The 20,856-nt window shown below is 75.5% G+C and carries 26 protein-coding genes; 10 read left to right on the plus strand and 16 right to left on the minus strand.

Features of this window, described 5'->3' with window-relative positions:
* Positions 1–13: 13 nt before the first annotated feature.
* Complete coding sequence (locus ACGF0D_RS25435) at positions 14–778, minus strand: SDR family NAD(P)-dependent oxidoreductase (protein ID WP_392919949.1); 765 nt, start codon at positions 776–778, stop codon at positions 14–16.
* A 347-nt stretch (positions 779–1,125) separates the two neighbouring features.
* Here ACGF0D_RS25435 and ACGF0D_RS25440 point away from each other — a divergent pair, with 347 nt between their 5' ends.
* Together ACGF0D_RS25440 and ACGF0D_RS25445 are read left to right on the plus strand one after the other, a co-directional pair.
* Complete coding sequence (locus ACGF0D_RS25440) at positions 1,126–1,725, plus strand: GNAT family N-acetyltransferase (RefSeq protein ID WP_392868830.1); 600 nt, start codon at positions 1,126–1,128, stop codon at positions 1,723–1,725.
* A 4-nt stretch (positions 1,726–1,729) separates the two neighbouring features.
* Positions 1,730–2,116, plus strand: coding sequence for a VOC family protein (locus ACGF0D_RS25445; RefSeq protein ID WP_392868828.1), 387 nt, complete (start codon positions 1,730–1,732; stop codon positions 2,114–2,116).
* Between the two features lie 135 nt (positions 2,117–2,251).
* Here the strand turns inward: ACGF0D_RS25445 and ACGF0D_RS25450 are convergent, their stop codons facing one another.
* The gene (locus tag ACGF0D_RS25450; RefSeq protein ID WP_392919952.1) at positions 2,252–3,034 is read right to left on the minus strand and encodes a dioxygenase; all 783 of its coding nucleotides are present in this window, start codon (positions 3,032–3,034) and stop codon (positions 2,252–2,254) included.
* Between the two features lie 146 nt (positions 3,035–3,180).
* Between ACGF0D_RS25450 and ACGF0D_RS25455 the strand changes: the two genes are divergently transcribed.
* Complete coding sequence (locus ACGF0D_RS25455; protein ID WP_392870016.1) at positions 3,181–3,648, plus strand: MarR family winged helix-turn-helix transcriptional regulator; 468 nt, start codon at positions 3,181–3,183, stop codon at positions 3,646–3,648.
* Here the strand turns inward: ACGF0D_RS25455 and ACGF0D_RS25460 are convergent.
* Together ACGF0D_RS25460 and ACGF0D_RS25465 are read right to left on the minus strand one after the other, a co-directional pair.
* Entirely contained in the window at positions 3,645–4,994 is a 1,350-nt protein-coding gene (locus ACGF0D_RS25460) for an RNA polymerase sigma factor (RefSeq protein ID WP_392919955.1), read from the minus strand. The genes ACGF0D_RS25455 and ACGF0D_RS25460 overlap by 4 nt on opposite strands.
* 52 nt (positions 4,995–5,046) lie before the next feature.
* Positions 5,047–5,418 (minus strand): YciI family protein, encoded by a 372-nt coding sequence (locus ACGF0D_RS25465; RefSeq protein ID WP_392868822.1) that lies wholly within the window; start codon positions 5,416–5,418, stop codon positions 5,047–5,049.
* Between the two features lie 215 nt (positions 5,419–5,633).
* On the opposite strand from ACGF0D_RS25465, the gene ACGF0D_RS25470 reads away from it, so the two are divergent.
* From ACGF0D_RS25470 to ACGF0D_RS25480, 3 genes are all read left to right on the plus strand, one after another.
* Positions 5,634–6,044 carry a hypothetical protein gene (locus tag ACGF0D_RS25470; RefSeq protein WP_392919958.1) on the plus strand — a complete coding sequence of 137 codons (411 nt, stop codon included), beginning with the start codon at positions 5,634–5,636 and terminating at the stop codon, positions 6,042–6,044.
* 146 nt (positions 6,045–6,190) lie between these two features.
* Complete coding sequence (locus ACGF0D_RS25475; protein WP_392868819.1) at positions 6,191–6,649, plus strand: molybdopterin-dependent oxidoreductase; 459 nt, start codon at positions 6,191–6,193, stop codon at positions 6,647–6,649.
* Positions 6,650–6,760: 111 nt separating this feature from the next.
* A complete protein-coding gene (locus ACGF0D_RS25480) occupies positions 6,761–7,279 on the plus strand; it encodes a GNAT family N-acetyltransferase (RefSeq protein ID WP_392868817.1) in 519 nt (172 codons plus the stop codon).
* Between the two features lie 58 nt (positions 7,280–7,337).
* Here the strand turns inward: ACGF0D_RS25480 and ACGF0D_RS25485 are convergent, their stop codons facing one another.
* Complete coding sequence (locus tag ACGF0D_RS25485) at positions 7,338–8,366, minus strand: LacI family DNA-binding transcriptional regulator (RefSeq protein ID WP_392919960.1); 1,029 nt, start codon at positions 8,364–8,366, stop codon at positions 7,338–7,340.
* A 131-nt stretch (positions 8,367–8,497) separates the two neighbouring features.
* Here ACGF0D_RS25485 and ACGF0D_RS25490 point away from each other — a divergent pair, with 131 nt between their 5' ends.
* Positions 8,498–8,848: a DUF4436 family protein gene (locus ACGF0D_RS25490; RefSeq protein ID WP_392919962.1), complete on the plus strand. Its 351-nt coding sequence runs from the start codon at positions 8,498–8,500 to the stop codon at positions 8,846–8,848.
* Positions 8,849–8,866: 18 nt separating this feature from the next.
* Here ACGF0D_RS25490 and ACGF0D_RS25495 read toward each other — a convergent pair whose 3' ends face one another.
* Entirely contained in the window at positions 8,867–9,733 is an 867-nt protein-coding gene (locus ACGF0D_RS25495; protein ID WP_392919964.1) for a MurR/RpiR family transcriptional regulator, read from the minus strand.
* A 71-nt stretch (positions 9,734–9,804) separates the two neighbouring features.
* Here ACGF0D_RS25495 and ACGF0D_RS25500 point away from each other — a divergent pair, with 71 nt between their 5' ends.
* Positions 9,805–10,662 (plus strand): EamA family transporter, encoded by an 858-nt coding sequence (locus tag ACGF0D_RS25500; protein ID WP_392919966.1) that lies wholly within the window; start codon positions 9,805–9,807, stop codon positions 10,660–10,662.
* A 57-nt stretch (positions 10,663–10,719) separates the two neighbouring features.
* Here ACGF0D_RS25500 and ACGF0D_RS25505 read toward each other — a convergent pair whose 3' ends face one another.
* From ACGF0D_RS25505 to ACGF0D_RS25525, 5 genes are all read right to left on the minus strand, one after another.
* Complete coding sequence (locus tag ACGF0D_RS25505; protein WP_392919968.1) at positions 10,720–11,481, minus strand: GNAT family N-acetyltransferase; 762 nt, start codon at positions 11,479–11,481, stop codon at positions 10,720–10,722.
* 157 nt (positions 11,482–11,638) lie between these two features.
* On the minus strand, positions 11,639–12,733 hold the full coding sequence (locus ACGF0D_RS25510; RefSeq protein WP_392868805.1) for a WD40/YVTN/BNR-like repeat-containing protein: 1,095 nt from the start codon (positions 12,731–12,733) through the stop codon (positions 11,639–11,641).
* Between the two features lie 191 nt (positions 12,734–12,924).
* The gene (locus ACGF0D_RS25515; protein WP_392868803.1) at positions 12,925–14,367 is read right to left on the minus strand and encodes a dihydrolipoyl dehydrogenase family protein; all 1,443 of its coding nucleotides are present in this window, start codon (positions 14,365–14,367) and stop codon (positions 12,925–12,927) included.
* Positions 14,364–14,678, minus strand: coding sequence for a hypothetical protein (locus ACGF0D_RS25520; RefSeq protein ID WP_392919970.1), 315 nt, complete (start codon positions 14,676–14,678; stop codon positions 14,364–14,366). The genes ACGF0D_RS25515 and ACGF0D_RS25520 overlap by 4 nt, the downstream gene beginning before the upstream one ends.
* Positions 14,679–14,866: 188 nt before the next feature.
* Positions 14,867–15,601, minus strand: coding sequence for an alpha/beta fold hydrolase (locus tag ACGF0D_RS25525; RefSeq protein ID WP_392919972.1), 735 nt, complete (start codon positions 15,599–15,601; stop codon positions 14,867–14,869).
* 240 nt (positions 15,602–15,841) lie between these two features.
* On the opposite strand from ACGF0D_RS25525, the gene ACGF0D_RS25530 reads away from it, so the two are divergent.
* On the plus strand, positions 15,842–16,804 hold the full coding sequence (locus ACGF0D_RS25530) for a helix-turn-helix transcriptional regulator (protein ID WP_392868798.1): 963 nt from the start codon (positions 15,842–15,844) through the stop codon (positions 16,802–16,804).
* 107 nt (positions 16,805–16,911) lie between these two features.
* On the opposite strand, the gene ACGF0D_RS25535 is transcribed toward ACGF0D_RS25530, so the two are convergent.
* Positions 16,912–17,301: a thioredoxin family protein gene (locus tag ACGF0D_RS25535; RefSeq protein ID WP_392919975.1), complete on the minus strand. Its 390-nt coding sequence runs from the start codon at positions 17,299–17,301 to the stop codon at positions 16,912–16,914.
* A 52-nt stretch (positions 17,302–17,353) separates the two neighbouring features.
* Here ACGF0D_RS25535 and ACGF0D_RS25540 point away from each other — a divergent pair, with 52 nt between their 5' ends.
* Positions 17,354–17,893: a zf-HC2 domain-containing protein gene (locus ACGF0D_RS25540; protein ID WP_392919978.1), complete on the plus strand. Its 540-nt coding sequence runs from the start codon at positions 17,354–17,356 to the stop codon at positions 17,891–17,893.
* Here ACGF0D_RS25540 and ACGF0D_RS25545 read toward each other — a convergent pair.
* From ACGF0D_RS25545 to ACGF0D_RS25560, 4 genes are all read right to left on the minus strand, one after another.
* On the minus strand, positions 17,861–18,592 hold the full coding sequence (locus tag ACGF0D_RS25545) for a hypothetical protein (RefSeq protein ID WP_392884554.1): 732 nt from the start codon (positions 18,590–18,592) through the stop codon (positions 17,861–17,863). The two genes, ACGF0D_RS25540 and ACGF0D_RS25545, sit on opposite strands and share 33 nt — an antisense overlap.
* The gene (locus tag ACGF0D_RS25550; protein ID WP_392884553.1) at positions 18,589–19,224 is read right to left on the minus strand and encodes a hypothetical protein; all 636 of its coding nucleotides are present in this window, start codon (positions 19,222–19,224) and stop codon (positions 18,589–18,591) included. The genes ACGF0D_RS25545 and ACGF0D_RS25550 overlap by 4 nt, the downstream gene beginning before the upstream one ends.
* A gap of 137 nt (positions 19,225–19,361) precedes the next feature.
* Complete coding sequence (locus ACGF0D_RS25555) at positions 19,362–19,877, minus strand: DUF1990 family protein (RefSeq protein ID WP_392919981.1); 516 nt, start codon at positions 19,875–19,877, stop codon at positions 19,362–19,364.
* Positions 19,874–20,779 (minus strand): YndJ family protein, encoded by a 906-nt coding sequence (locus tag ACGF0D_RS25560; RefSeq protein ID WP_392920126.1) that lies wholly within the window; start codon positions 20,777–20,779, stop codon positions 19,874–19,876. Before ACGF0D_RS25560 ends, ACGF0D_RS25555 begins: the two co-directional genes overlap by 4 nt.
* Between the last annotated feature and the right edge of the window lie 77 nt (positions 20,780–20,856).

The following is a 20,856-nucleotide window of genomic DNA, read 5'->3' on the forward strand; positions in this document are numbered from 1 at the left end:
CCCTTCCCCCAGGTCAGCCCACCAGCGCGCCGCCGTCCACCGACAACACTACGCCGGTCACGAACGAGGCCTGCGGCGAGGCGAGTTGGGTGATCGCCCAGGCCACCTCCGCCGGGCGGCCGATCCGGCCCAGCGGGGTGTGCGCGAGCTGCCACGCGCGGATCGCCGCGCGCTGCTCCGGGTCGTACCCCGAGTGCTCGCCGATCGGGGTGTCGATCGCCCCGGGCGCCACCGCCACCACCCGGATCCCGCGCGGCGCCAACTCCACCGCCCAACTGCGGGTGACCGTCTCCAGTGCCGCCTTGCTCGCCGCGTACACCGAGTTGCCGGTCCAGCCGCGCTGCCCGACGGCGGTGCTGACGTTGACCACCACACCGCGGGTGCGTTCCAGCTCGGGCAGCGCGGCCTGCCCGAGCAGCACCGGGGCGACCAGGTTGGTGGCCAGCAGCGTCTCGACGCCGGCCGGGTCGAAGCCGCCGAGGCTCTGCGGGCCCCGCACGATCCCGGCGTTGTTGACCAGCACGTCCAGCCGTCCGAACCGCTCCAGCGCCACCCGGACGATCTCCTCCGGCGCCCCGGGCCCGGTCACGTCCGTGGCCAGCGGCTCGATCAGTGCCGGGTGTGCCGCCGCCGTCCCGGCCAGCGGTTCGAGCCGCCGCCCCACCGCCAGCACCCGCGCTCCCTCGGCCGCGAAGGCCCACGCCGTCTCCCGCCCGATTCCCGTCCCGGCCCCGGTGACCACCACGACCCGGCTCCGGGCCCCGCTCTCGTCGCTCATGGCCCCACCCTCCGACCCTGCCGCCAACGTCAGGGTCAAGCGGGAGTGTCGGAGCCGGCCGCCAGAATGCCGTGTATGAGCAGTCCCGGAGCCGTACCCGAGCCCGAGCACGTGGGCGAGCACCCCCCACTGACCGCGTGGGCCGCCGCCCACGGCCTGGCCGTGGTGCACCGCGGTACGGTCCCGCCGGGCATCCGCGCGGCCGCAGCCCGCCGCCGGGCCGGGCAGCTGGAGCCCGACCCTCCGCTTGCTGCGCCCGGCGCGGACAGCGGGCCGCAGCGCCTGCGTCCGCGCCCGCCGACTGCTAGGAAGGCCGCAACGCACGGTCCACCCACGGGGAGCACACCATGAACGACCACCGGCCCGACCTCGCGCTGGAGCCGGGAGGGCCTCAAGTGACCGCCACCGCGGCCATTTCGGCCGACGGCCTGGTGCTGCGGCCCTTCGAGGACGCCGACGCGCCCGCCCTGATCGAGGCCTACCGCGACGAGACCCTGCGCCGCTTCACCCGCACCCCGGTGGACGACGCCGAGCAGGCCGCGCACTGGCTGCGGCTCCAGTACGAGGGCCGGGCGGCCGGCACCCGGTACTCCTTCGCCGTCCTGGCCGCCGGCGAGCTGGTCGGCAACGTCGTGCTCAAGCGCGGCACCCCGGGCGGGAAGAGGGCCGAGGTGGGGTACTGGACGACCGGCCCGGCCCGCGGCCGGGGGGTGGCGCCGCGCGCGGTGGAGGCCCTCACCGCCTGGGCCTTCGCCACCTTCGCCGCCGACGGCCTGCGCCGGATCGACCTGCTGCACGAGGGCGACAACCACGCCTCCTGCCGGGTCGCGGAGAAGAGCGGCTACGCCTTCACGGAGATCGTTCCGGCCTTCCCGCCGTACCCGCTGGACGGCCACCGGCACTCCCGGAATTGGTTGGACGGATCCGATCGGCGCCCTTCAGAGTAGGCAGATGGCTTCTCTGGTACGACATGTGACGATCGACTGCGCCGACCCGTACGCCCTGGCCGGCTTCTGGGTCGAGGCGCTGGAAGGCACCCTGGGTGCGGACGACAACCCCGGTGACGAGATGGCCGTGGTGGAGTCCGCCGGCGCCTCGCTGCTCTTCATCCGGGTGCCCGAGGGCAAGTCGGTGAAGAACCGGGTCCACCTCGACCTCCAGCCGCAGGACCGCGGCCGGGACGAGGAGGTGGAGCGCCTGGTGGCCCTGGGCGCCACCGTCCTGGAGGACCACCGCCGACCGGACGGCAAGGGTTGGGTCACCCTGTCCGACCCGGAGGGCAACGAGCTGTGCGTCGAGCGCAGCCAGGCCGAGCGGGTCGCCACCGGCGACGCCTGACCGACCGCCCGTCCGGCCCGGTCCGGCCACTCGCCCATGGCCGCCTGCCCATGGCCGCCTGCGCAGGTCCACGAGGACCTGCGCGGGCGGCCATGGGCGGGAGGCTGCCAGGGAAGGCCGCGACAGCCGGGCGGCTCAGCCGAGCTGGATCGAGCGCTTGGCCAGGCCCATCCAGAACCCGTCGATGACGCTGCGCTGGCTGTCCAGGTCGGCCTCGCCGGCGCCGAGGGTGACGAACAGCGGGGCGAAGTGCTCGGTGCGCGGGTGGGCCAGGCGCCCGGCCGGGGCCTTGTGCTCGAAGTCGAGCAGCGCGTCCAGGTCCTGGGCCGCCAGGGCGCGTCGGCCCCAGTCGTCGAACTCGGCCATCACCGAGGTGACCCGGCCGTCCCTGCTGAGCGCCCGCAGGTTGTGGGTGAAGAAGCCGCTGCCGACGATCAGTACGCCCTCGTCGCGCAGCGGGGCGAGCTTGCGGCCGATCTCCATCAGCCGCTGCGGGTCGAGGGTGGGCAGCGAGACCTGGAGCACCGGGACGTCGGCGTCCGGGTACATCTCCACCAGCGGGACGTACGCGCCGTGGTCGAGTCCGCGGTCGGGGATGTCCTGGACGGGCGTGCCGGGGGCGCGCAACAGCTTGCGCACGCGTTCTGCGAGTTCCGGTGCGCCGGGGGCGGCGTACTGGACCCGGTAGTAGTGCTCGGGGAAGCCCCAGAAGTCGTACACCAGCGGGACGGTGGTGACGGCGCCGAGGGCGAGCGGGGCCTCCTCCCAGTGGGCGGAGACCATCAGGACGGCCTTGGGCCGGGGCAGGTCGGCGGACCAGGCGGCCAGCTCGCCCGGCCAGATCGGGTCGTCGGCCAGCGGCGGGGCGCCGTGCGACAGGTACAGGGCGGGCATGCGCTCGGGGGCCGCGGTGCTCATGGCGTCCTCCTCGGGACCGTTTCGACCGGTGGGCGGGTCTGGCAGTTCGGGTCAACAGATAGTTCAAATTTGAACGTCTACTCCGACCGACGGTACACCTTCGTTCGAATTTGAACAACAGGAGTAGGCTTCACCCCATGTCCTCACTGAACGAACCCCGCTGGCTGGACCGGGACGAGGCGGCCGCCTGGCGGGGCTTCGTCACCGCGAGCAACCTGCTGAACCGGCGGCTGGAACGCCAGCTCAAGGAGGACTCCGGCCTCTCCCACCAGCAGTACGAGATCCTGGTGCACCTGTCCGCCGCCCCCGGCGACTCGCTGCGGATGACCGAACTCGCCGACAAGCTGGTCACCTCCAAGAGCGGGCTGACCTACCAGGTCACCCAGCTGGAGCGGGCGGGCCTGGTCGCCCGCCGCTCCTGCCCCAGCGACGTGCGCGGCGTCATCGCCGAACTCACCGACCAGGGCCGGGAGATGCTGCGCCAGGCCGCACCCGGGCACGTCGCCCTGGTGCGCGAGCTGCTGATCGACGTGCTCACCCGCGAGCAGCTCGCGGTGCTCGCCGAGGGCCTCGGCGCGGTCAGCGCGCGGCTGCGGCTGGAGGAGGACTCCTAACCGGAGTCGGAGTCGGGGGAGGGCTCCCGACCGGAGCCGGCGGAGGACCCCTGGCCCTCGCCACCCCGGCCCTCGCCACCCCGCCCCTCGCCATCCTGCCCCTCGCCGAGCGCCGCCGCCCGCTCCAGCAGCAGCTCCCGCTCCCGCTCGTTGCGGGTCAGCCCCGCCGCCCGCTCGAACTCCTCCCGGGCCTCCGCCGCCCGCCCCAGCCGGGCCAGCAGGTCGCCCCGCACGCTCGGCAGCAGGTGGTAGCCGCGCAGCGCCGGCTCCGCCGCCAGTCCGTCCACCAGCTCCAGCGCCGCGGCCGGGCCCCGTGCCATCGAGACCGCCACCGCCCGGTTCAGCGCCACCACCGGGGACGGCGACAGCGCCAGCAGCCGCTCGTACAGTGCGGCGATCGTCCCCCAGTCGGTGTCCGCGTAGCGTCGCGCCCGGGCGTGGCAGGCGGCGATCGCGGCCTGCACCGAGTACGGCCCGGTGCCCGCCTGCTCCAGGGCTTCGAAGCCGCGCCGGATCAGCAGCCCGTCCCAGCGGGCCCGGTTCTGCTCGGCGAGCAGCACCGGCCGGCCGTCCGGCCCGGTCCGGGCGATCGTGCGCGAGGCCTGGAACTCCAGCAGCGCGGCCAGTCCGTGCACCTCCGGCTCGGCCGGTATCAGCACGGCCAGCACCCGGGCCAGCCGCAGCGCGTCCTCGCACAGCCGGGGGCGGAGCAGGTCGTCCCCCGCGGTCGCCGAGTAGCCCTCGTTGAAGATCAGGTAGATGACCTCCAGCACCGAGGAGAGCCGCCGCGTCCGGTCCTCCCCGTACGGCACCTCGAACGGCACGCCCGCCTTCGCCAGCGCCCGCTTCGCCCGGACGATCCGCTGCGCCACCGTCGGCTCGGGCACCAGGAAGGCGCGGGCGATCTCCGGGGTGGCCAGCCCGCCGAGCAGCCGGAGGGTGAGCGCGATCCGCGCGTCCGCGGACAGCACCGGGTGGCAGGCGGTGAAGATCAGCCGCAGCAGGTCGTCGTCGATGTCGTCCGGGGTGGCCGGCTCCGGGGGCGGCACGTCCTCCGCGGACCGCCCCACCTCGGCGAGCTTGCGGGCGTAGACCTCCCGGCGGCGCACCAGGTCGATCGCCCGGTGCTTGGCGGTGGCCGTCAGCCAGGCGCCCGGGTTGTCCGGTACGCCCTCCCGAGGCCACCGCTCCAGCGCGGCCACCAGCGCGTCCTGCGCCAGCTCCTCGGCGATGCCGACGTCCCGGACGATCCGGGCGACCCTGGCGATGATCCGCGCGGACTCGATCCGGAACACCGTCTCGACAGCCGCCGTCGTGGTCCTGCGGGTAACAGCCCTCTCCGTCACGGCCACCCATCAGAGCAGCCGGTGCGGAGGGAGGCAAGCGTCGACGCAGGTGCTACTTCGGCGGCTCCGGCATCTCGTCGATCTGCCGGACCTCGGCCTCCACCGGCCAGTGCGCGGGGTGGCTCTGGAGGAACCGCCGGGTCCACTCCAGGGCCTCGGCGTGGTCCTTGCACTGGAAGATGGCGTAGCCGCCGATGACCTCCTTGGTCTCGGTGAACGGCCCGTCGGTGCAGCTGACCTTCCCGTCGCTCCAGGTCAGCCGGGTGCCCTGGGAGGTCGGGGTGAGGCCGGCGGTCTCCAGCATCACACCGGCTCCGGTGATCTCCTCGAACAGTGCTCCCATTCGCTGCTCGAAGCCCGGGTCCGGCTCCCAGCCGCCGCGGGCGTTCTCGTCGATGCGGATCAGCGTGATGAAGCGCGGCATGGTGACTCCTCGGTCGAGCGGGCGGGGCCTCTCCCCGCCTCCCACTCCTGCGTCGAACGGGCCGGCGCCGGATCGACACGGCCGTGGGGAAATCCTTCCGGCTCCTCCCGGTCCGCGCTCGGGAGACGGGCCGGGAGGGGGCGCCCTGTGCTGTGCCGTCCGGGCGGTCCGTGGTCGAATGGCCTGCACGTACGAGCGGTGGAGGGGAGACACGGATGCTCGTGGACATTCTGGGTGCGGTCGTCGAGATCCTGGGGGCGACGGTCGGCGAGTCGAAGGCGGAGGAGCGCAAGGAGCGCGACGCCTTCGCCGAGGGGCGGGTGGTGTTCTTCGAGGGCTGCGTCACCGGGGCCCGGCCCTACTGCCGCCCGACGGCGGAGTTCCTGCAGGCCTCGGTCGGCGCGCTCGCGATCTCGCCGCTCCGCGCGGCCAACGTGCGGGCCCGCTACCTGCCGAGCGACCTCGTGCTGGTCGAGGTCCGGAAGCGGCGCGACGGCGACCCGAAGACCGTCGAGAAGAACTGGACCGTGTTCGAGTGCCGGGACGGGCGGGACGTGGTCCTGATCGGCTGCGCCTCGGGCAACGCGGGCTACGTCCGCCGGGCGCTGCGGTTCGAGGACGCCTGACCGCAGAATCCAGCCGAGCAGGGTATCTGCCATCGCAACTGCGGAGGGACAGTGCTTCTGGCCTGGCAGCTGCGAATGCCCACCTGCCGCCTCGGGTAGTCCTCCTCGCGGGCCACGGTGCCGTGGCCCGCGAGGAGGGAGCACCCATGACCCCGGCGAGACCCACCGTCCGACTCCACGGCCACCTCGACCGCCCCGCCGAACTCACGGTCGCGCAGCTGCGCGCCCTCCCCGCCCGCCGGGTCGAGGTCGGCTTCGACTGCCTGACCGCGGGCGAGCGGCGCCACGGCTACGAGGGCCCGCGCCTGCTGGACGTGCTGCGCGCCGCCCGGCCCCGGATCGACTTCTCCGGCCGCAAGCAGCGGCTGCGCTTCCTGCTCTCGGTGGCCGGCGCCGACGGCCACCGGGCGGTGGTCTCATGGGCCGAGATCGACCCGGACTTCGGCGACCAGGAGATCCTGCTCGCCACCAGCATGGACGGCGCCCCGCTGGACGCCACCGGCCCGCAGCTCGTCGTCCCCGACGACCACTGCGGGGCCCGCTACGTCAACGCCGTCACCGCCGTCTGGCTCGGCCCCCTCGGCGACCCGCACCCCTCCGTCTGACGCCCGCCCCGCGGGCCTGCCGTCCCCGCCCCGCGGCCGCACGCCGGAAGGGGCCGGACGGCGGTCCGAAAACACTCGCCGGAGCCGGGTTTCCGTGCCAACATGCCCCATATGGGGACGATTCTGCACGGCACCTTGGTCACGCTCCGCCCCGCCACCGGCGACGACATCCCGGCACTGGCGGCCATCCGCGGCACGCCCGAGGTGTTCGCCCGCTGGCGGGGCGGCGACGACCTGCTCGGCGAGGTCGCCAACGACCTGGAGTCGCCCGGCACCGAGACCTTCGCGATCGACCTCGGCGGCAAGGTGGTCGGCGCCATCCAGTGGTACGCCAACAACGACGACGAGTACCGGCACGCCGGGATGGACCTCTATCTCGACCCGACGGTGCACGGCCTGGGCCTGGGCACCGACGCCGTGCGGGCGATGGCCCGGCACCTGGTGCACGACCACCACTACCACCGGCTGGTGATCGACCCGGCCGCGGACAACCTCGCCGCGATCCGCTGCTACGCCAAGGTCGGCTTCCGCACCGTCGGCACCATGCGCCAGTACGAGCGCGGCCCGGACGGCACCTGGCACGACAACCTGCTGATGGACCTGCTCGCGGACGAGCTGCTCGAAGGCTGAGCCGCTCCCATCGGGTCCCGGCGTCGGCCCCGGCGCCGGCCCCACGCCGGCCCGGGCGTCAGTCCCGCGCCTCGGCCGGCGGGCAGCCGCAGGAGCGCCGGACCACCAGCCGGGCCGGGAAGGTGCGGGCGCCCCGGGCGCGGCGCTCCGGCCCGCCGAGGACGAGTTCCAGCGCGGCGCGGGCCATCTCGTCCTGCGCCGTGGTGACGGTGGTCAGCGCCGGCCCGGCGATCACCGCCTCGGCGATGTCGTCGAAGCCGGCCACCGCGAGGTCCTCCGGCACCCGGATGCCGAGGTCGTCGGCGGCCCGCAGCAGGCCGATCGCCTGGTCGTCCGTCGCGCAGAACACGGCGGACGGCCGGTCGGGCCGGGCGAGCAGGGTGAGCGCCTCGGCGTGCGCCCGGACCCGGTCGAACGGCGCCGGGGTGAGCCGCCCCTCGGTGGGCAGTCCGGCCTCCCGCAGCGCGGCGACCCAGCCGGCCGTCCGCCCGGTGACCGGGTCGTGCGGGCTGAGCGCGAGGGTGCCGCCGAAGCAGTGCACCTCGGCGTGCCCGTGCCCGAGCAGATGGCGGACCACCTCGTGGGCGCCGCCCTCGTCGTCCGCGACCACGGCGACGCCGTCGGGGCTCTCCGCCCGGTGGTGCAGCAGCACCACGGGGGTGCCGTCGGCCACGTCGAAGCCGGTCAGCCCGGAGGTGGCCGGGTCCTGGGTGACCAGGATCAGGCCGTCGACCTGCATCCCGAGGAAGGCGCGGATGTAGTGCGCCTCGCGCTCGTCGGCGTAGTCGGAGTTGCCGATCAGCAGTAGCCGGCCGTGCTTGGCGGCGGCCTGCTCGACGGCGTGCGCGAGCCCGGCGAAGAACGGCTGGCGGGCGTCCGGGACGACCATCCCGAGCAGGTCGGTCCGCCGCCGGGCCATCGCCTGCGCGACCCGGTTCGGCCGGTAGCCGAGCTCCTCGACGGCGGCGAGCACCCGTGCCCGGGTCGCCGGCGCCACCGGCCGCGGCCCGTCGTTGATCACATAGCTCACGACCGCCGTGGACGTCCCCGCCACCCGCGCCACATCGTCCCGCGTCACCCTCGCCATGACCGTTGAGCCTACACAGCCCCTCCGACCAGCCCGTTTCGCCGAGCCTCGGGTCGGATCTCCGTGCGGGTGCCCGGCCGGGCTCCCCGGCCACCCCGACGGGTGCCCCGCGGTTGCGCCCCGGCGAGCAGGTGAGCGAGGACGCCGGCGTCCTGGCGACCGAGCGGATCAGCCGCTCGCGCAGCACCTTCATCCTGGCCTGGTTCATGATGGCCGCGATGTGGGCCCTGGCGCTGTCCGTGCTGGTGGCGGCCTGGCTGATCGTCCGGCAGCGGCGTGGGATCGTCTGGCCCGCCCTCGGCTGGATGGCGGCCACGCTGTTCGCCCTGGTCGGCATGCGCAACGCCGCGCCCGGCAACCCGCCGATCGGCTCGCTGCTGGACTACGCGGCGTTCTTCTGGGCGGAGCTGCTGGTGGCCGTCGGCCTGACCATGGTGGTGGTGCGCGGCGCCCGGATCGAGGGCGGGCACCGGGGCGGGTAGCCCTGGTCCGCGCGGGCCTCAGTAGGCGTAGTCGGCCGTGACGTCCGCCGACAGGCTGAGGGCGCGTTCGGCGCGGGGGCCGCGCAGGGCCAGCAGGGTCTGGGCGAGGGCGTCCACGGCGGCCAGGTGGGCGAGCCGGCTGGCGGTGGTCTCCAGGCCGAAGACCAGGTCCTGCCCGCCCGCGACCAGGGCCAGGGTGGCCGTCTCGGTCAGCGGTGAGCGGGCGTAGCTGGTGAGCGCCAGCACCTCGGCCCCGGCCTCGCGGGCCAACCGGGCGGCGTCCACCACGTTGCGGGTGGCGCCGGTGTGGCTGACGGCCAGGCAGGCGGTGCCCGGGCCGAGCCCGGCGGCGGCCAGCTGGGCGGTGACCGGGTCGGCGGGGGCGTCCACCAGCAGGCCGAGCGCGCGCAGCCGGTACGCGAGGTCCAGCACCACGGCTCCGGACAGCCCGGCGCCGAGCAGCACCACCCGGCTCGCGCCGTCCAGCAGTTCGGCGGCGGCGCGCAGGTCGGCCGCGGAGAGGGTGGCGGTGAGGCCGTCCAGGGCGGCCCGGGCGGCGCGCAGGGTCTCGGCGAGCGCCCGGGCCGCCGGGTCGGCCTCGTCGGCGGGCGCGGGCGCGGCGGCGGGGGCCTGCCGGGCGGCGGCGAGCTTCAGCTCCTGGTAGCCGCGGAAGCCCAGCCGCTGGCAGGCCCGGACCACTGAGGAGGGGGCGGTGCCGGCCAGCGTCGCGACGTCGCTGACGCTCAGGTGCACCAGGTCGGCGCCCCGGTCGAGCACCACCTGGGCGACGCGGGCCTCGGTGCCGCGCAGTTCGCCGAGCCGGGCCCGGATCTGCGCCGCCAGCCGGGATTCCAGGGGCGTGAAAAATTCGGAACGGGTTTCCATAAATCCAGGCTATCGTGGAATCAGATTCCAGGCCCGTCGATTCCGGTGGGCCGTTCGAGGGGAGGTCCGTGATGCCCGGAGGCGTCCCGGCGGTGCCGGCGGCCGTGCTCGCGGCGGCCGTGCTGCACGCCGTCTGGAACGGGCTGGCGCACCGGATCCCGGACAAGCTGGTCGGCTTCACGCTGATCAACCTCACCTACACGGCCTGCGCGCTCGTCCTGGTGGTGCTCAACCCCCTGCCGGCGGCGGGTGCCTGGCCGTACCTGCTGGCCTCGGTCGCGGTCCAGGTGACGTCCACGGTGCTCCTGCTGCGGGCCTACCAGCTGGGGGACTTCGGCCAGATGTACCCGATCGCCCGGGGCAGCGCACCGCTGCTGGTGGCGCTGATATCGGCCACCGTGCTCGGGCAGCGGCCGGGCGCGGGCGAGCTGGCGGGGGTGCTGGTGATCTCCTGCGGCCTGATCGGCCTGGCCTTCGCCCGGGGGATACCGGGGCGGGCGCAGCTGCCCGCGCTCGGGGCCGCCGCAGGGACGGGCGTGATGATCGCCGTGTACACCGTGCTGGACGGCAGCGGCGTGCGCGAGTCCGGGACGGTCGGCGGCTACGTGGCCTGGCTGTTCCTGCTCCAGGGGCCGGTGCTGGCAGTGATGGTCCGGGTCCGGCGAGGTCCGGCGCTGCTGGCCGGGGCGGGCCGGGCGGTGCCGCTGGGCGTCCTCGGCGGGGTGCTCTCGCTGACGGCGTACGGGCTGGTGGTGTGGGCGCAGTCCCGGGGAGACCTCGCGACGATCGCGGCGCTGCGCGAGACCAGCATCGTGATCGCCGCGCTGATCGCCACCGTGGTGTTCCGCGAGCGCCTCGGCCGGCTGCGGCTGGCGGCGGCGTTCACCGTGCTGGGCGGGATAGCCGTCCTGGAACTCGCCCGGCCCTGAGGTGCGGGGGTGCGGGCGAGCTCCGGGCGGTGGGCTCCGGGCGGAGTCCGGGGGCCGTTACCGGGCGGTGTCGGCCTCCGGTACGACGACCGTCAGCGAGGTCTCCTGCAGCAGGAAGCCCAGCGACTCGTAGAGCCGGCGGGCCGGGTTGCCCTCGGACACCACCAGGGTCACGTCGGCGAGCCCGCGCGCGGCGGCGTCCCCGATGGCGCGGCGCAGCAGGTCGGCGCCGAGGCCGCGGTAGCCGCGCTCCGGGTGGCGGAAGACGTCGGCGATCCAGGGCAGGCCGTCGCGGTCGGTGAGGACCAGCCCGGCGACGACGCGGTCCTCGGCGTCCACCGCGAGCACGCTGGAGGGCAGCACCGGGCCGATGGCCTTCCCGGCCAGCAGCGGGCCGAGCCGCTCGGCCAGCACCTGGGCCCGCTCGCCCGGGTAGTGGTCGACGTGCCCGGCGGCGAAGGCGGCCCGCCAGGCCTCGTACAGCTCCTCGGGGGCGCGGTCGCAGGGCACCGGCCGCAGGCCCTCGCGCAGCGGCGTCTCCGCCCAGTCGGCGGGCGGGGCATCGGCGCGCAGGTCGCGGCGGAAGGTGTGGGCGTGCCGCAGCACCCGCGCGCCCTGCGCCGCCAGCTCCCGGCCGAGCCCGGGAGGGCCGGAGACCACCCAGCCGGGCAGCTCGGCCCGGATGAACCCGGCGGCGTCCACCGACTCGTCCAGGACCTCCAGCAGGTCGGCCCAGGGCCGTCCCTCCCGCTCGTCCAGCTGGTACCGCAGCACCGGCTCGCCGTCGGCACCCCGCCTGACCACCCAGTTCTCGGCCATGGCCCACCCCACATTCGTACGGTCGTTCGTCGGCGGCCCATGCTCGCCGAGGCCCCGCTGTCCGGCAACCGGTTATTTCCGGCCGTCGCCTCGGGCCGCCGCGACACACCGCCGCCTCGGCCCGTCGCCGCGGACGGCCTCGGGCCACTCGGGCCGGTCAGGCCACCACCGCGGCCCGGAGGCAGAGCACGTCCGGCAGGTGGGAGAGCAGCAGCGACCAGCTCTCGCCCTCGTCCCGGCTGCCGTACACGTCGCCGGTCCGGTTGCCGAAGTAGATGCCCGCCGGGTCGGCGTCGTCGGTGCGCAGGGCGTCGCGCAGCACGATGCCGTAGTGGTCCTCGCCGGGCAGGCCCTGGGCGAGCTGTTCCCAGCTGGTGCCGCCGTCGGTGGTGCGGAAGACCCGGCAGCGGCGGCCGGGCGGGATGCGGTCGTCCGAGCCGCCCAGCGGGAAGAGGTAGGCGGTGTCGGCCCGGCGCGGGTGGGCGGCCACGGCGAAGCCGAACTCGGCGGGCAGCCCGTCCACGATCGAGTGCCAGCTGTCGCCCCAGTCGTCGCTGCGGTAGACGCCGCCGTGGTTCTGGAGGTAGAGCCGGTCCGGGTGGACGGGGTCCGGGGCGATCTTGTGCACGCACTGGCCGAACTCGGGGTACTGGCGCTCCTCCGGGAAGAACTCGGCGCGCAGGCCGGTGTTGGAGGGCTGCCAGCTGTCGCCGCCGTCCTTGCTGCGGTAGACGCCGCCGCTGGAGACGGCGACCAGCAGCCGCTGCGGGTCGCGCGGGTCGGTCAGGATGGTGTGCAGGCCCTGGCCGCCGTACCCGGCGCCCCACTGCGGCCGCTGCGGGTGGTTCCAGAGCTGTTCGACCAGTGCGAAGGTCTCGCCGCCGTCGGTGGAGCGGAACAGCGCGGCCGGCTCGGTGCCCGCGTAGACGACGCCGGGGGCCTCCGCTCCGGCGGGCTGGAGCTGCCAGACCCGGGTGAGCGAGGTGCCGGTGGACTCCGGGAAGCGGATGGCCGGCTGCGGCGGCTCGGACCAGCTGGCGCCGAGGTCGTCGGAGCGCCAGACCGACGGGCCCCAGTGACTGCTGTCGGCCCCGGCCAGCAGTCTGGTCCGGCCGTCGCGCCGGTCGATGGAGACGGAGTAGATCGCGTTCATCGGGAAGTGCGGCCCGCTGAACTCCCACGTCAGCCGGTCGCGGCTGCGGCCGAGAAAGAGGCCCTTCTCGGTTCCGACGGCCAACAGCACCTCGGTCATGCCTCACACCACCTGGTCACGAGTACGCCCCCCGGACGGCCCCCGAGTGCCAGTGTCCCGCCGTCCACCGGTGGCCACACCTCGCCGCGCCGGTCACCCGGGAGGCCGACGGGAACACCGGCCCTCCGAGAGGCTCGTCCAGGGCTCGTTCGGGGGCTCGTCCGGGGCGCTCCCCCGGGGGCCGCGCGCCGCTACCCCCGGCAGTCCTCCAGCAGCCGCAGCCAGACCTCGCTGATCGTCGGGTACGAGGGCACCGCGTGCCAGAGCCGGTGGATCGGCACCTCGCCGACCACCGCGACGGTCGCCGAGTGCAGCAGCTCTGCCACCCCGGCGCCGACCAGGCAGGCGCCGACGATCACCTCGCGGTCCAGGTCGAAGACCACCCGGGCCCGGCCGCGGTAGTCGTCGCCGTAGAGCGAGGCCCCGGCGACGGAGCCGATCTCGTGGTCGACGGTCTTCACCCGCAGCCCCGCCGCCTCGGCGGCGGCCGCGGTCAGGCCGACGGCGGCGACCTCGGGCTGGGTGAACACCACCTGGGGAGCGCCCGCGAGGTCCGCGGACGCCGCGTGCGCGCCCCAGCGCGAGGTGTCCAGCGGGCGCCCCTGGGCACGGGCGCCGATCGCCGCGCCGGTGATCCGGGCCTGGTACTTGCCCTGGTGCGTGAGCAGCGCCCGGTGGTTGACGTCCCCGGCGGCGTAGAGCCACTCGCCGTCCACCCCGAGCACCGTGCAGCTGTCGTCCACCTCCAGCCAGTCGCCCGGCTTCAGACCGACCTGCTCCAGTCCGATGTCGGCGGTGCGCGGGGCCCGGCCGGTCGCGTACAGCACCTCGTCGGCGGTCAGCGTCCCGCCCCCGCCGAGGGTGAGGGTCACCGGCCCGGAGCCGTCCGCCCGCTCCAGCGCGGTCACCTCGGTGCCGAAACGCACGTCCACCCCGGCGGCCCGCAGGCCGTCCGCGACCAGCTCGCCCGCGAACGGCTCCATCCGCGGCAACAGCGCGTCACCGCGCACCAGCAGCACCACCTCGGAGCCGAGCGCCCGCCAGGCGGCGGCCATCTCCACCCCGACCACCCCGCCGCCGACCACGGCCAGCCGCCCGGGGACGGTCTGCGAGCCGGTGGCCTCCCGGTTGGTCCACGGGTGGGCCTCGGCGAGCCCCGGCACGTGCGCGGGCAGCACCGGGCGGCTGCCGGTGCACACCACGACGGCGTGCCGGGCGGTGAGCACCCGCTCGCCGCCGTCCTCGGCCTCCACCGTCACCGTCCGCGCCCCGGCCAGTCGGCCGTGGCCGCGGACCAGCTCGATGCCGGTGTCCCGCAGCCAGCTCACCTGGCCGTCGTCCTTCCAGTCGGAGGCGAAGGAGTTGCGCCGGGCCAGCACCGCGGCCGGATCCAGCCGCCGGTCGCCGACCGCCTCCCGGGAGCCGGCCACCGCGCGGGCGTCGGCCAGCGCGGCCACCGGCCGCAGCAGCGCCTTGCTGGGCATGCACGCCCAGTACGAGCACTCGCCGCCGACCAGCTCGGCCTCCACGATCACGGTGCGCAGCCCGGCGGCGACGGTCCGGTCGGCCACGTTCTCGCCGGTCGGGCCGGCCCCCAGGACGATGACGTCGTACTCCTCGGCGGTGCTGGTCATGCCCTGTCCTCCGTCGTCTCGATGGCCACCCCGGCCCGTCGCGCGGGGGTGACGGCCGTGCGCTCACAGTTGTCGAGCGACCGGGCGCGCCGGCCGCCGTGCCGGTCGCCGGTCGGGGCGACCGCACCGGGGAGCGTGCCGCGGCCGCCTCCGGTTCCGTACCCGAGCCTGACCCGGGCCGCGCGCCGCGGCCACTCGTCGTGCCCGTCGCGCGCCGTCGGGGTGAGCGGGGCGCCCGGCCCCGGGCCGCCGCCCGGCCGGAACTCCGGCACGGCGTCCGGCGGTTCGGTACGGCTGGGCTGCTCGCGCACGGGTGCTCGCTCTTCGCTCGGGTACGGCGTGGGCCCCATCCTGCCCGTCCGCGCGCGGTTGCGCGACGGACGGACACGCCGAGGGCGCCGTGGGGCACGCCGTTGGGCGCGGACGGGACAGTCCGGGGCCCCGGGGCGGCCGAACCGGCCGCTACGGACCGCTACGGACCGGTACGGGGCAGGCGGGCTCAGAGCGCGGCGAGCTCCGCCAGCACCGCCGCCGTGTCGGCCGGGCGGGAGAACATCGGCCAGTGCCCGGTGGGCAGTTCACGCAGCTCCCAGTTCGGCCCGGACATCCCGGCGAAGAACGGGTGCCCGGAGGCGATCAGCTCGTGCACCTGGGCGAGCGGGAAGGAGCAGGAGACCAGCGCCTGCGGCAGTACGGCCCCGGCGCCGGTCAGCCGCAACCGGTCCCGGAAGGCCCCGGCCGGGTGCGGGGTGGAGCGGGCGCGGATGCGCGCCAGGGCGGCCTCGTCCAGCCCGACCACGCTCGTGCCGTGCTCGGACAGGTACTCCCAGGAGAGCATCGGGAGCCGGCCGTCGACCACCGAGGCCTCGGCCGTCCGCTGGTAGTCGGGCTGCCAGAGGTCGTACACCGAAGTGCCGTCGGCCAGCGGGCCGCTGTCCAGGTAGACCACCCGGCGGATCCGCTCCGGCATCCGGTCCGCGACCCCGCCCACCGGGGCGGCGGCGCCGCTGTGCGCGACCAGCACGACGTCCGACAGGTCCTCCCGGACCAGCAGCGCGGCGAGGTCCGCGATGTGGTCCTCGAGCCCGAACTTGCCTTCCTCGGTGGCGCGTTCGCCCACTCCGGGCAGGCTGACGGCGTACACGCGGTGCCCGGCCGCACGCAGCGGCGCGGCCACCTCGTCCCAGGCCCAGGCGCCGATCCAGAACCCAGGGACCAGTACGAACGTGCTCATGGTGGATCACTCCTTCGTCGGTGGGATGTCCGGGGGAGGCGTCGACGGGCCGCGGGAGGGCCTGGTGGGGCGCGGGAGGGCGTCGCCGCGGTGAGGCCTCCCCCACCGCCGACTCTAGGATCGGATCAGGACAGAAGTCGCCCGGATTTCCTCCGGGTCGGGCCGGGTGCCGAGCCCGGACGACCCGAAGGCGGCCCGGAGGCGGCCCGGAGACGACACGGAGACAGGAAGGAGCGCACGGTGGAGCACCCGGTCAGCCGCGTCCTCGCCCTGCTGGAACTGCTCCAGGACCGCCCCGGCCTGACCGGCGTCGAACTGGCCGCCCGGCTCGACGTGGACGAGCGCACCGTCCGCCGCTACGCCGCCCGGCTGGCCGAACTGGGCATCCCCGTCCAGGCCGACCGCGGCCGCTACGGCGGCTACCGGCTGCGCCCCGGCTACCGGCTGCCGCCGCTGATGCTCAACCCGGACGAGGCCGCCTCCGTCGTCCTCGGCCTGCTGGCCGGCCGCAGCTCGGGACTGTCGGTGGGGGAGGGGGCCACCGAGACCGCCCTCGCCAAGATCCAGCGGGTGCTGCCGCCGCCGCTGCGCGAGCGCGTCGCCGCCGTCGAGGAGACCCTCGGCCTCACCGCCGCCCCCGCGACCGGCCCCGGCCCGGCCGCCGCCGCGCTCTTCACCCTGGCCGAGGCGGCCCGCCGCCGACGCCGGGTGCGGCTCGCCTACCGGGACCGCGAGGACCGCCCCAGCGAGCGCGAGTTCGACCCGTACGGACTGGTCTTCCACTCCGGGCGCTGGTACACCACCGGGCTCGACCACCGCAGCGGCGAGCCGCGCACCTTCCGGCTGGACCGGATCACCCGGGTCGAGCAGGGCGAGGCCGGGTTCGAGCCGCCGGAGGACTTCGACCCGGTCCAGCGGGTCGTGGAGTCACTGGCCGGGGCGCCCTGGCGGCACCGGGTGGAGGTGGAGCTGGAGACCACCCTCGCCGAGGCCCGCCGCCGGCTGCCGCCCGCCGTCGGCACGCTCACCGAACTCGCCGGGGACCGGGTGCTGCTGCGGGCCCGGGCCCAGAACCTGGACGGTGTCGCGGTGCTGCTGGCCGGCCTGGGGTGGCCGTTCACCGTCCGGGAGCCCGCCGCGCTGCGCGCCGAGGTGCGGGCGCTCGCGGCCCGGCTCACCGCCTGGGGCGCCGAGCCGACCTGAGCCGCCGCGGCCGGCCCGGGAAGCCGCGGCCGGGCACGGCGAGGGCACGGTGAGGACATGGCGATGGCCCGGGGAGACGACGCTCCCCGGGCCCTCGGACGTCCGGGTCAGGCCTGGCCGCCGGCCGCCTGCTCCTGGGCGACCTTGCGCTTCACCTCGGCCATGTCCAGGTTGCGGGCCTGACCGATCAGGTCCTCGAACACCGTCTCCGGCAGCGCTCCGGGCTGCGAGAAGACGAGCACGCCCTCGCGGATGATCGCCAGTGTCGGGATCGACTGGATCTCGAACGCGGCGGCCAGCTCCTGCTGCGCCTCGGTGTCCACCTTGGCGAAGACGAGGTCCGGGTGGCGCTCGGCCGCCTTCTCGTACACCGGGGCGAACTGGCGGCACGGCCCGCACCACCCGGCCCAGAAGTCGATGAAGACGAAGTCCTTGCCCTCCGGGCCCGGGACGATGTCGTCGAAGTTCTCCTTGGTCAGCTCGACCGTGCTGCTCATCTCGCGATTCCTTCCCTTCCGGAGGGTGGTGATCCAGGCCCGTTCAGGCCATGTGCCCGCCACAACGGTCCCGGTCCGCGGGGTATTCCGGGAGGCGAATCCGGGCCGTCCCGGCGCCGGCGTCGAGCAGCCGGCGGCCGCCACCCGGCGGCGGGGCCGGATCCGGCGGCTGGTGCCGGCCCTGGCCGCCACCGCGATGGTGGCGGCCGGCCCCGCTGGCACCGCCGCGGTGCTCACCGCCGACGACACCCCCGCCGTGATGGCGGTGGCCGAGCAGTTCGGCGCCACCGGCCCGAGCACCGGCACGCACGCCACCGTCGGCCTGGACGGCACCACCTGGGGAACCCGGGTCAGTCTGCAACTCTCCCGTGTGCAAGGCCCGTTGACGTGCCGGCCGGTCGCCGTCCCGCGCGCCGGCGAGCAGCGGACCGTCACCACCTGGTCCGTCCCGGCGGGCGGCTACGGGGCCGGGGACGGCACCGTCCGCACCACCGGCGGCGCGGCGCTCCGGCCCGGGGACATCGACCACTTCGAGGTCCGGGTCCGGGACGGCGGTGCGCTACTGGTCGCCGTCCCGGCGCACCACGCCTGACTCCCAGTCGACCGTGTACGACTCCAGCCGCTCCACCCGGGCCGTCCCCCGGACACCGGGCCAGTGCGGGCTCGGCTCGCCGGTGCCGGTCATGTGCTCCCGCTGCCAGGTCCGGCTCCAGCCGACCCGCAGCGCCGGCTCGAAGCTGTGCCACCGCCCGCAGTCGCAGGGCGTCAGCACCCAGGCGCAGCAACGGCACAGCTCGGCGTGGCCGTGGCCGGTCGACACGGACACCGCCGGGCCCTCCTCACCACAGGCCGGACAGCCCGGCAGCTCGACGCCGTCCAACAGCGCGTGCTGCCGCCGGACGTAGTCGGGCAGCCGCAACGGCGGATGCAGGAACGGGTCGTGCTGCCAGGCCGCGTCCGGCGAGTTCCGCCAGGGCCGGTTCCCCCAGGGGGTGTCCGCCGGCCGCCGCCGCCCGGCCCGCTTCTCCGCCCGGCGCCGCTCCGCGTACTCCTCGTCCCGGACCCGCCGGAGCTCGCGTGCCTCGTGCAGCTCGTCCACCGCGCGGACCAGCGACTCCGGATCGGCCTCCAGGAGACGCGGCATCCGGGCGCTGACGGTGAGGTGGTGGTACGTCGCCCGCAGGCCGTACGGGGCGAAGAGGGTCAGGCAGGTGCGCAGCGCGCTGTGCCGCCGGTACAGCGGGAGCGAGGCGTCGTGCACCAGGGCCCGGCGGGTGTGGAAGCTGGTCATGACGGCGGCTCCAGGTCCAGGGCGCGGGCGAGCGCGCCGGTGACGGCGGCGGCGTACCCGGGCACCTGCCGCTCGGCCCAGCCCGCCGCGAGCGCGAGGAACGCGCGCAGGTCCCGCTCGGCCCCGGCGAGCAGCCCGCGCAGCTCGTCCACCGGCAGCTCGATCACCGGGCCGTCGCCGCCCTCGGCGTCCTGGGTCAGCCGGACGACCCGGCCGACACACTCGGCCCGGGCGTCGGGGTCGTGGCCGAACCACGCGGTGCCGGGGCCGTCCGTGACGTCCAGCCACTCGCGCCAGTCCTCCAGGCCGTTGCAGCAGCCCGGCTCGAACACGGCGCCGGTCGCGGAGTCCGTCACCACCAGGCCACCGGGAGCGTACGGGTGCGGCTCGGTCAGCAGCCCGTGCAGGAACGCGCCCAGCGGATCCGCCGGCCGGGCGACCCGCTCCCCGGCCTGCTCGGGATCGGGCTCGACGTCGTTGCGGTCGGCCAGCAGCCACACCGCCGCACCCACCTCCGCCGACGTCATCCGCCCGCTCAACGTGAGGTCCCCGTGCCGCCCGGGCGTGCCCGTCGGCCACAGCGTGAAGCCCTCGGGGGAGAAGAACGTCAGCACCGGTCGCATCGACATCATCCGCCGATCATCCCGAACGGAACCCCACTCCGACCAGCACTTTTCCGCCCCACCCCGCCCATCCGCTCACCCACCGCCCCCGGCCGCCCGGCGGCTGCCCCCTGCCGCTGTTCCGTCCGACCGGCCGCCACCGTCGCTCAACCGGTGGCCTGTGCCGCGATCCGGGTCAGTACGCGGCCGCAGTGCCGGGCGAAGGTGCGCTGGGTGAGCGGCAGCAGCGGGCCGGCGAGGCGCGCGTACCAGGCGACCGGTCGGCTGAAGGCGGTGACGGAGAACCTGACCGCGTCGTCCGGGGCCAGTTCGACCAGGAAGGTCTCCTCGCCCCGGGCCAGGTGTCCGGCCCTGGTGCCGTAGGTGAAGCCGTACCGGTCCGGGCCGTCGACGGTGGCCAGGACGCGGTTGGGGGCACTGGCCCGCAGCGGGCCGAGGCCGAGGCCGCAGCGTACGGCGACGCCGGGGGCGGCCCGGTCGGCCGCCGCGTCGATCAGGACGCCCGCGAGCCGGTGCATCCGCCAGTCGAGCAGGGCGGCGCCGGCGGCTTCCAGGGCGGGGCGGCCGTGGCCGATGAGCGCGCTGTGCCGCAGGTGGTTGTAGCCGGCGGGCAGTTCGCCGGTGCGGCTGGCGCCCTGTTCGGGGTAGCTGTAGTCGTTCATCGGGCGGTCTCCGTCGAGGCGGTCAATGGTCCGGCGGTCGGTTGTCCGGCGGTGGTCCGTCGGGCGGCGATCCGTCGGGCGGCGATCCGGCGCCAGGCGAGCAGGGCGCAGAGCGCGAAGCCGAGCGCGTTGCCGACGCCGTGGGTGGCGGCCATCCAGGTCAGGGTGGGGTGGGGGAGTCCGGCGGCCCGGCCGAGTGCCCACCACAGGGCGAGCAGCATGGTGAGCGCGAGGACGGCCGAGGAGGCGGCGAGCAGCCGGGCGGTGACCGGATCGCCGCCGTGGGGGCGGAGCTCGCGCCAGGTGACCAGGCCGACCAGCCACATGCCGGTGGTCAGGACGGCGGCCCCGGCGAACTGCCACCAGTCGCCGAGGAAGTACCCGGCCAGCACCAGCAGGGTGCCCGCCGGGACGCTGAGCGCCGCGCAGCGGGCCGCGGCCGAGCCCGGACGGGCGGCGCGGCAGACCAGTCCGGCGACCAGGGCGGCGGTGAACCCGGCGTAGTGGAAGTGCGGGACGGTGAGCGCCAGGATGTGCGGTTCGAAGCCGAACAACGGGTAGCCGGAGCGTTCGGCGACCAGGGCGGTCCCGGCGACCGAGGGCGCGGCGAGCGCGGTGAGCACCGCGACCTCGGCGGGCGCGAGCGACCGGGTGCGGGCCAGCCGCAGCGGCGCGTGCAGGGCGACGGCCAGGGTGCCGAGCGCGTAGAGCGCGGCGAAGCCGGTGGCGAGGCCGCCGCGGGGCAGCCAGAGCGAGAGCGCGCCGGGTACCGCGGCGAGCGGCCACAGCCGGCGGACCCGGGTGAGGCCGGGCTCGTCGACCAGGGCGAGGCCGAGCGGGACGACGGCGCCCATGCCGAGCACGATCAGCAGGTCGACCAGTTCCGTGGTGCCCTTCCCCATCGTGGGCACACCCCCTTGAACGCGTTCAAATGGCTTTCGCCGCCGACTCTACGCGGCTGACTTGAACGTGTTCAACT

Source organism: Kitasatospora sp. NPDC048298 (genome assembly GCF_043201465.1).
Taxonomy (GTDB): domain Bacteria; phylum Actinomycetota; class Actinomycetes; order Streptomycetales; family Streptomycetaceae; genus Kitasatospora.

What these genes read in the sequence shown, in the direction of transcription:
- ACGF0D_RS25445 (WP_392868828.1), top strand. Translation starts at nt 1,730, where the DNA reads ATGGCTTCTCTGGTACGACATGTGACGATCGACTGCGCCGACCCGTAC.
- ACGF0D_RS25475 (WP_392868819.1), top strand. Translation starts at nt 6,191, where the DNA reads ATGACCCCGGCGAGACCCACCGTCCGACTCCACGGCCACCTCGACCGC.
- ACGF0D_RS25525 (WP_392919972.1), bottom strand. Translation starts at nt 15,601, where the DNA reads ATGAGCACGTTCGTACTGGTCCCTGGGTTCTGGATCGGCGCCTGGGCC.
- ACGF0D_RS25500 (WP_392919966.1), top strand. Translation starts at nt 9,805, where the DNA reads ATGCCCGGAGGCGTCCCGGCGGTGCCGGCGGCCGTGCTCGCGGCGGCC.
- ACGF0D_RS25555 (WP_392919981.1), bottom strand. Translation starts at nt 19,877, where the DNA reads ATGAACGACTACAGCTACCCCGAACAGGGCGCCAGCCGCACCGGCGAA.
- ACGF0D_RS25545 (WP_392884554.1), bottom strand. Translation starts at nt 18,592, where the DNA reads ATGACCAGCTTCCACACCCGCCGGGCCCTGGTGCACGACGCCTCGCTC.
- ACGF0D_RS25495 (WP_392919964.1), bottom strand. Translation starts at nt 9,733, where the DNA reads ATGGAAACCCGTTCCGAATTTTTCACGCCCCTGGAATCCCGGCTGGCG.
- ACGF0D_RS25435 (WP_392919949.1), bottom strand. Translation starts at nt 778, where the DNA reads ATGAGCGACGAGAGCGGGGCCCGGAGCCGGGTCGTGGTGGTCACCGGG.
- ACGF0D_RS25465 (WP_392868822.1), bottom strand. Translation starts at nt 5,418, where the DNA reads ATGCCGCGCTTCATCACGCTGATCCGCATCGACGAGAACGCCCGCGGC.
- ACGF0D_RS25485 (WP_392919960.1), bottom strand. Translation starts at nt 8,366, where the DNA reads ATGGCGAGGGTGACGCGGGACGATGTGGCGCGGGTGGCGGGGACGTCC.
- ACGF0D_RS25505 (WP_392919968.1), bottom strand. Translation starts at nt 11,481, where the DNA reads ATGGCCGAGAACTGGGTGGTCAGGCGGGGTGCCGACGGCGAGCCGGTG.
- ACGF0D_RS25535 (WP_392919975.1), bottom strand. Translation starts at nt 17,301, where the DNA reads ATGAGCAGCACGGTCGAGCTGACCAAGGAGAACTTCGACGACATCGTC.
- ACGF0D_RS25470 (WP_392919958.1), top strand. Translation starts at nt 5,634, where the DNA reads ATGCTCGTGGACATTCTGGGTGCGGTCGTCGAGATCCTGGGGGCGACG.
- ACGF0D_RS25550 (WP_392884553.1), bottom strand. Translation starts at nt 19,224, where the DNA reads ATGATGTCGATGCGACCGGTGCTGACGTTCTTCTCCCCCGAGGGCTTC.
- ACGF0D_RS25440 (WP_392868830.1), top strand. Translation starts at nt 1,126, where the DNA reads ATGAACGACCACCGGCCCGACCTCGCGCTGGAGCCGGGAGGGCCTCAA.
- ACGF0D_RS25560 (WP_392920126.1), bottom strand. Translation starts at nt 20,779, where the DNA reads ATGGGGAAGGGCACCACGGAACTGGTCGACCTGCTGATCGTGCTCGGC.
- ACGF0D_RS25510 (WP_392868805.1), bottom strand. Translation starts at nt 12,733, where the DNA reads ATGACCGAGGTGCTGTTGGCCGTCGGAACCGAGAAGGGCCTCTTTCTC.
- ACGF0D_RS25480 (WP_392868817.1), top strand. Translation starts at nt 6,761, where the DNA reads ATGGGGACGATTCTGCACGGCACCTTGGTCACGCTCCGCCCCGCCACC.
- ACGF0D_RS25450 (WP_392919952.1), bottom strand. Translation starts at nt 3,034, where the DNA reads ATGAGCACCGCGGCCCCCGAGCGCATGCCCGCCCTGTACCTGTCGCAC.
- ACGF0D_RS25515 (WP_392868803.1), bottom strand. Translation starts at nt 14,367, where the DNA reads ATGACCAGCACCGCCGAGGAGTACGACGTCATCGTCCTGGGGGCCGGC.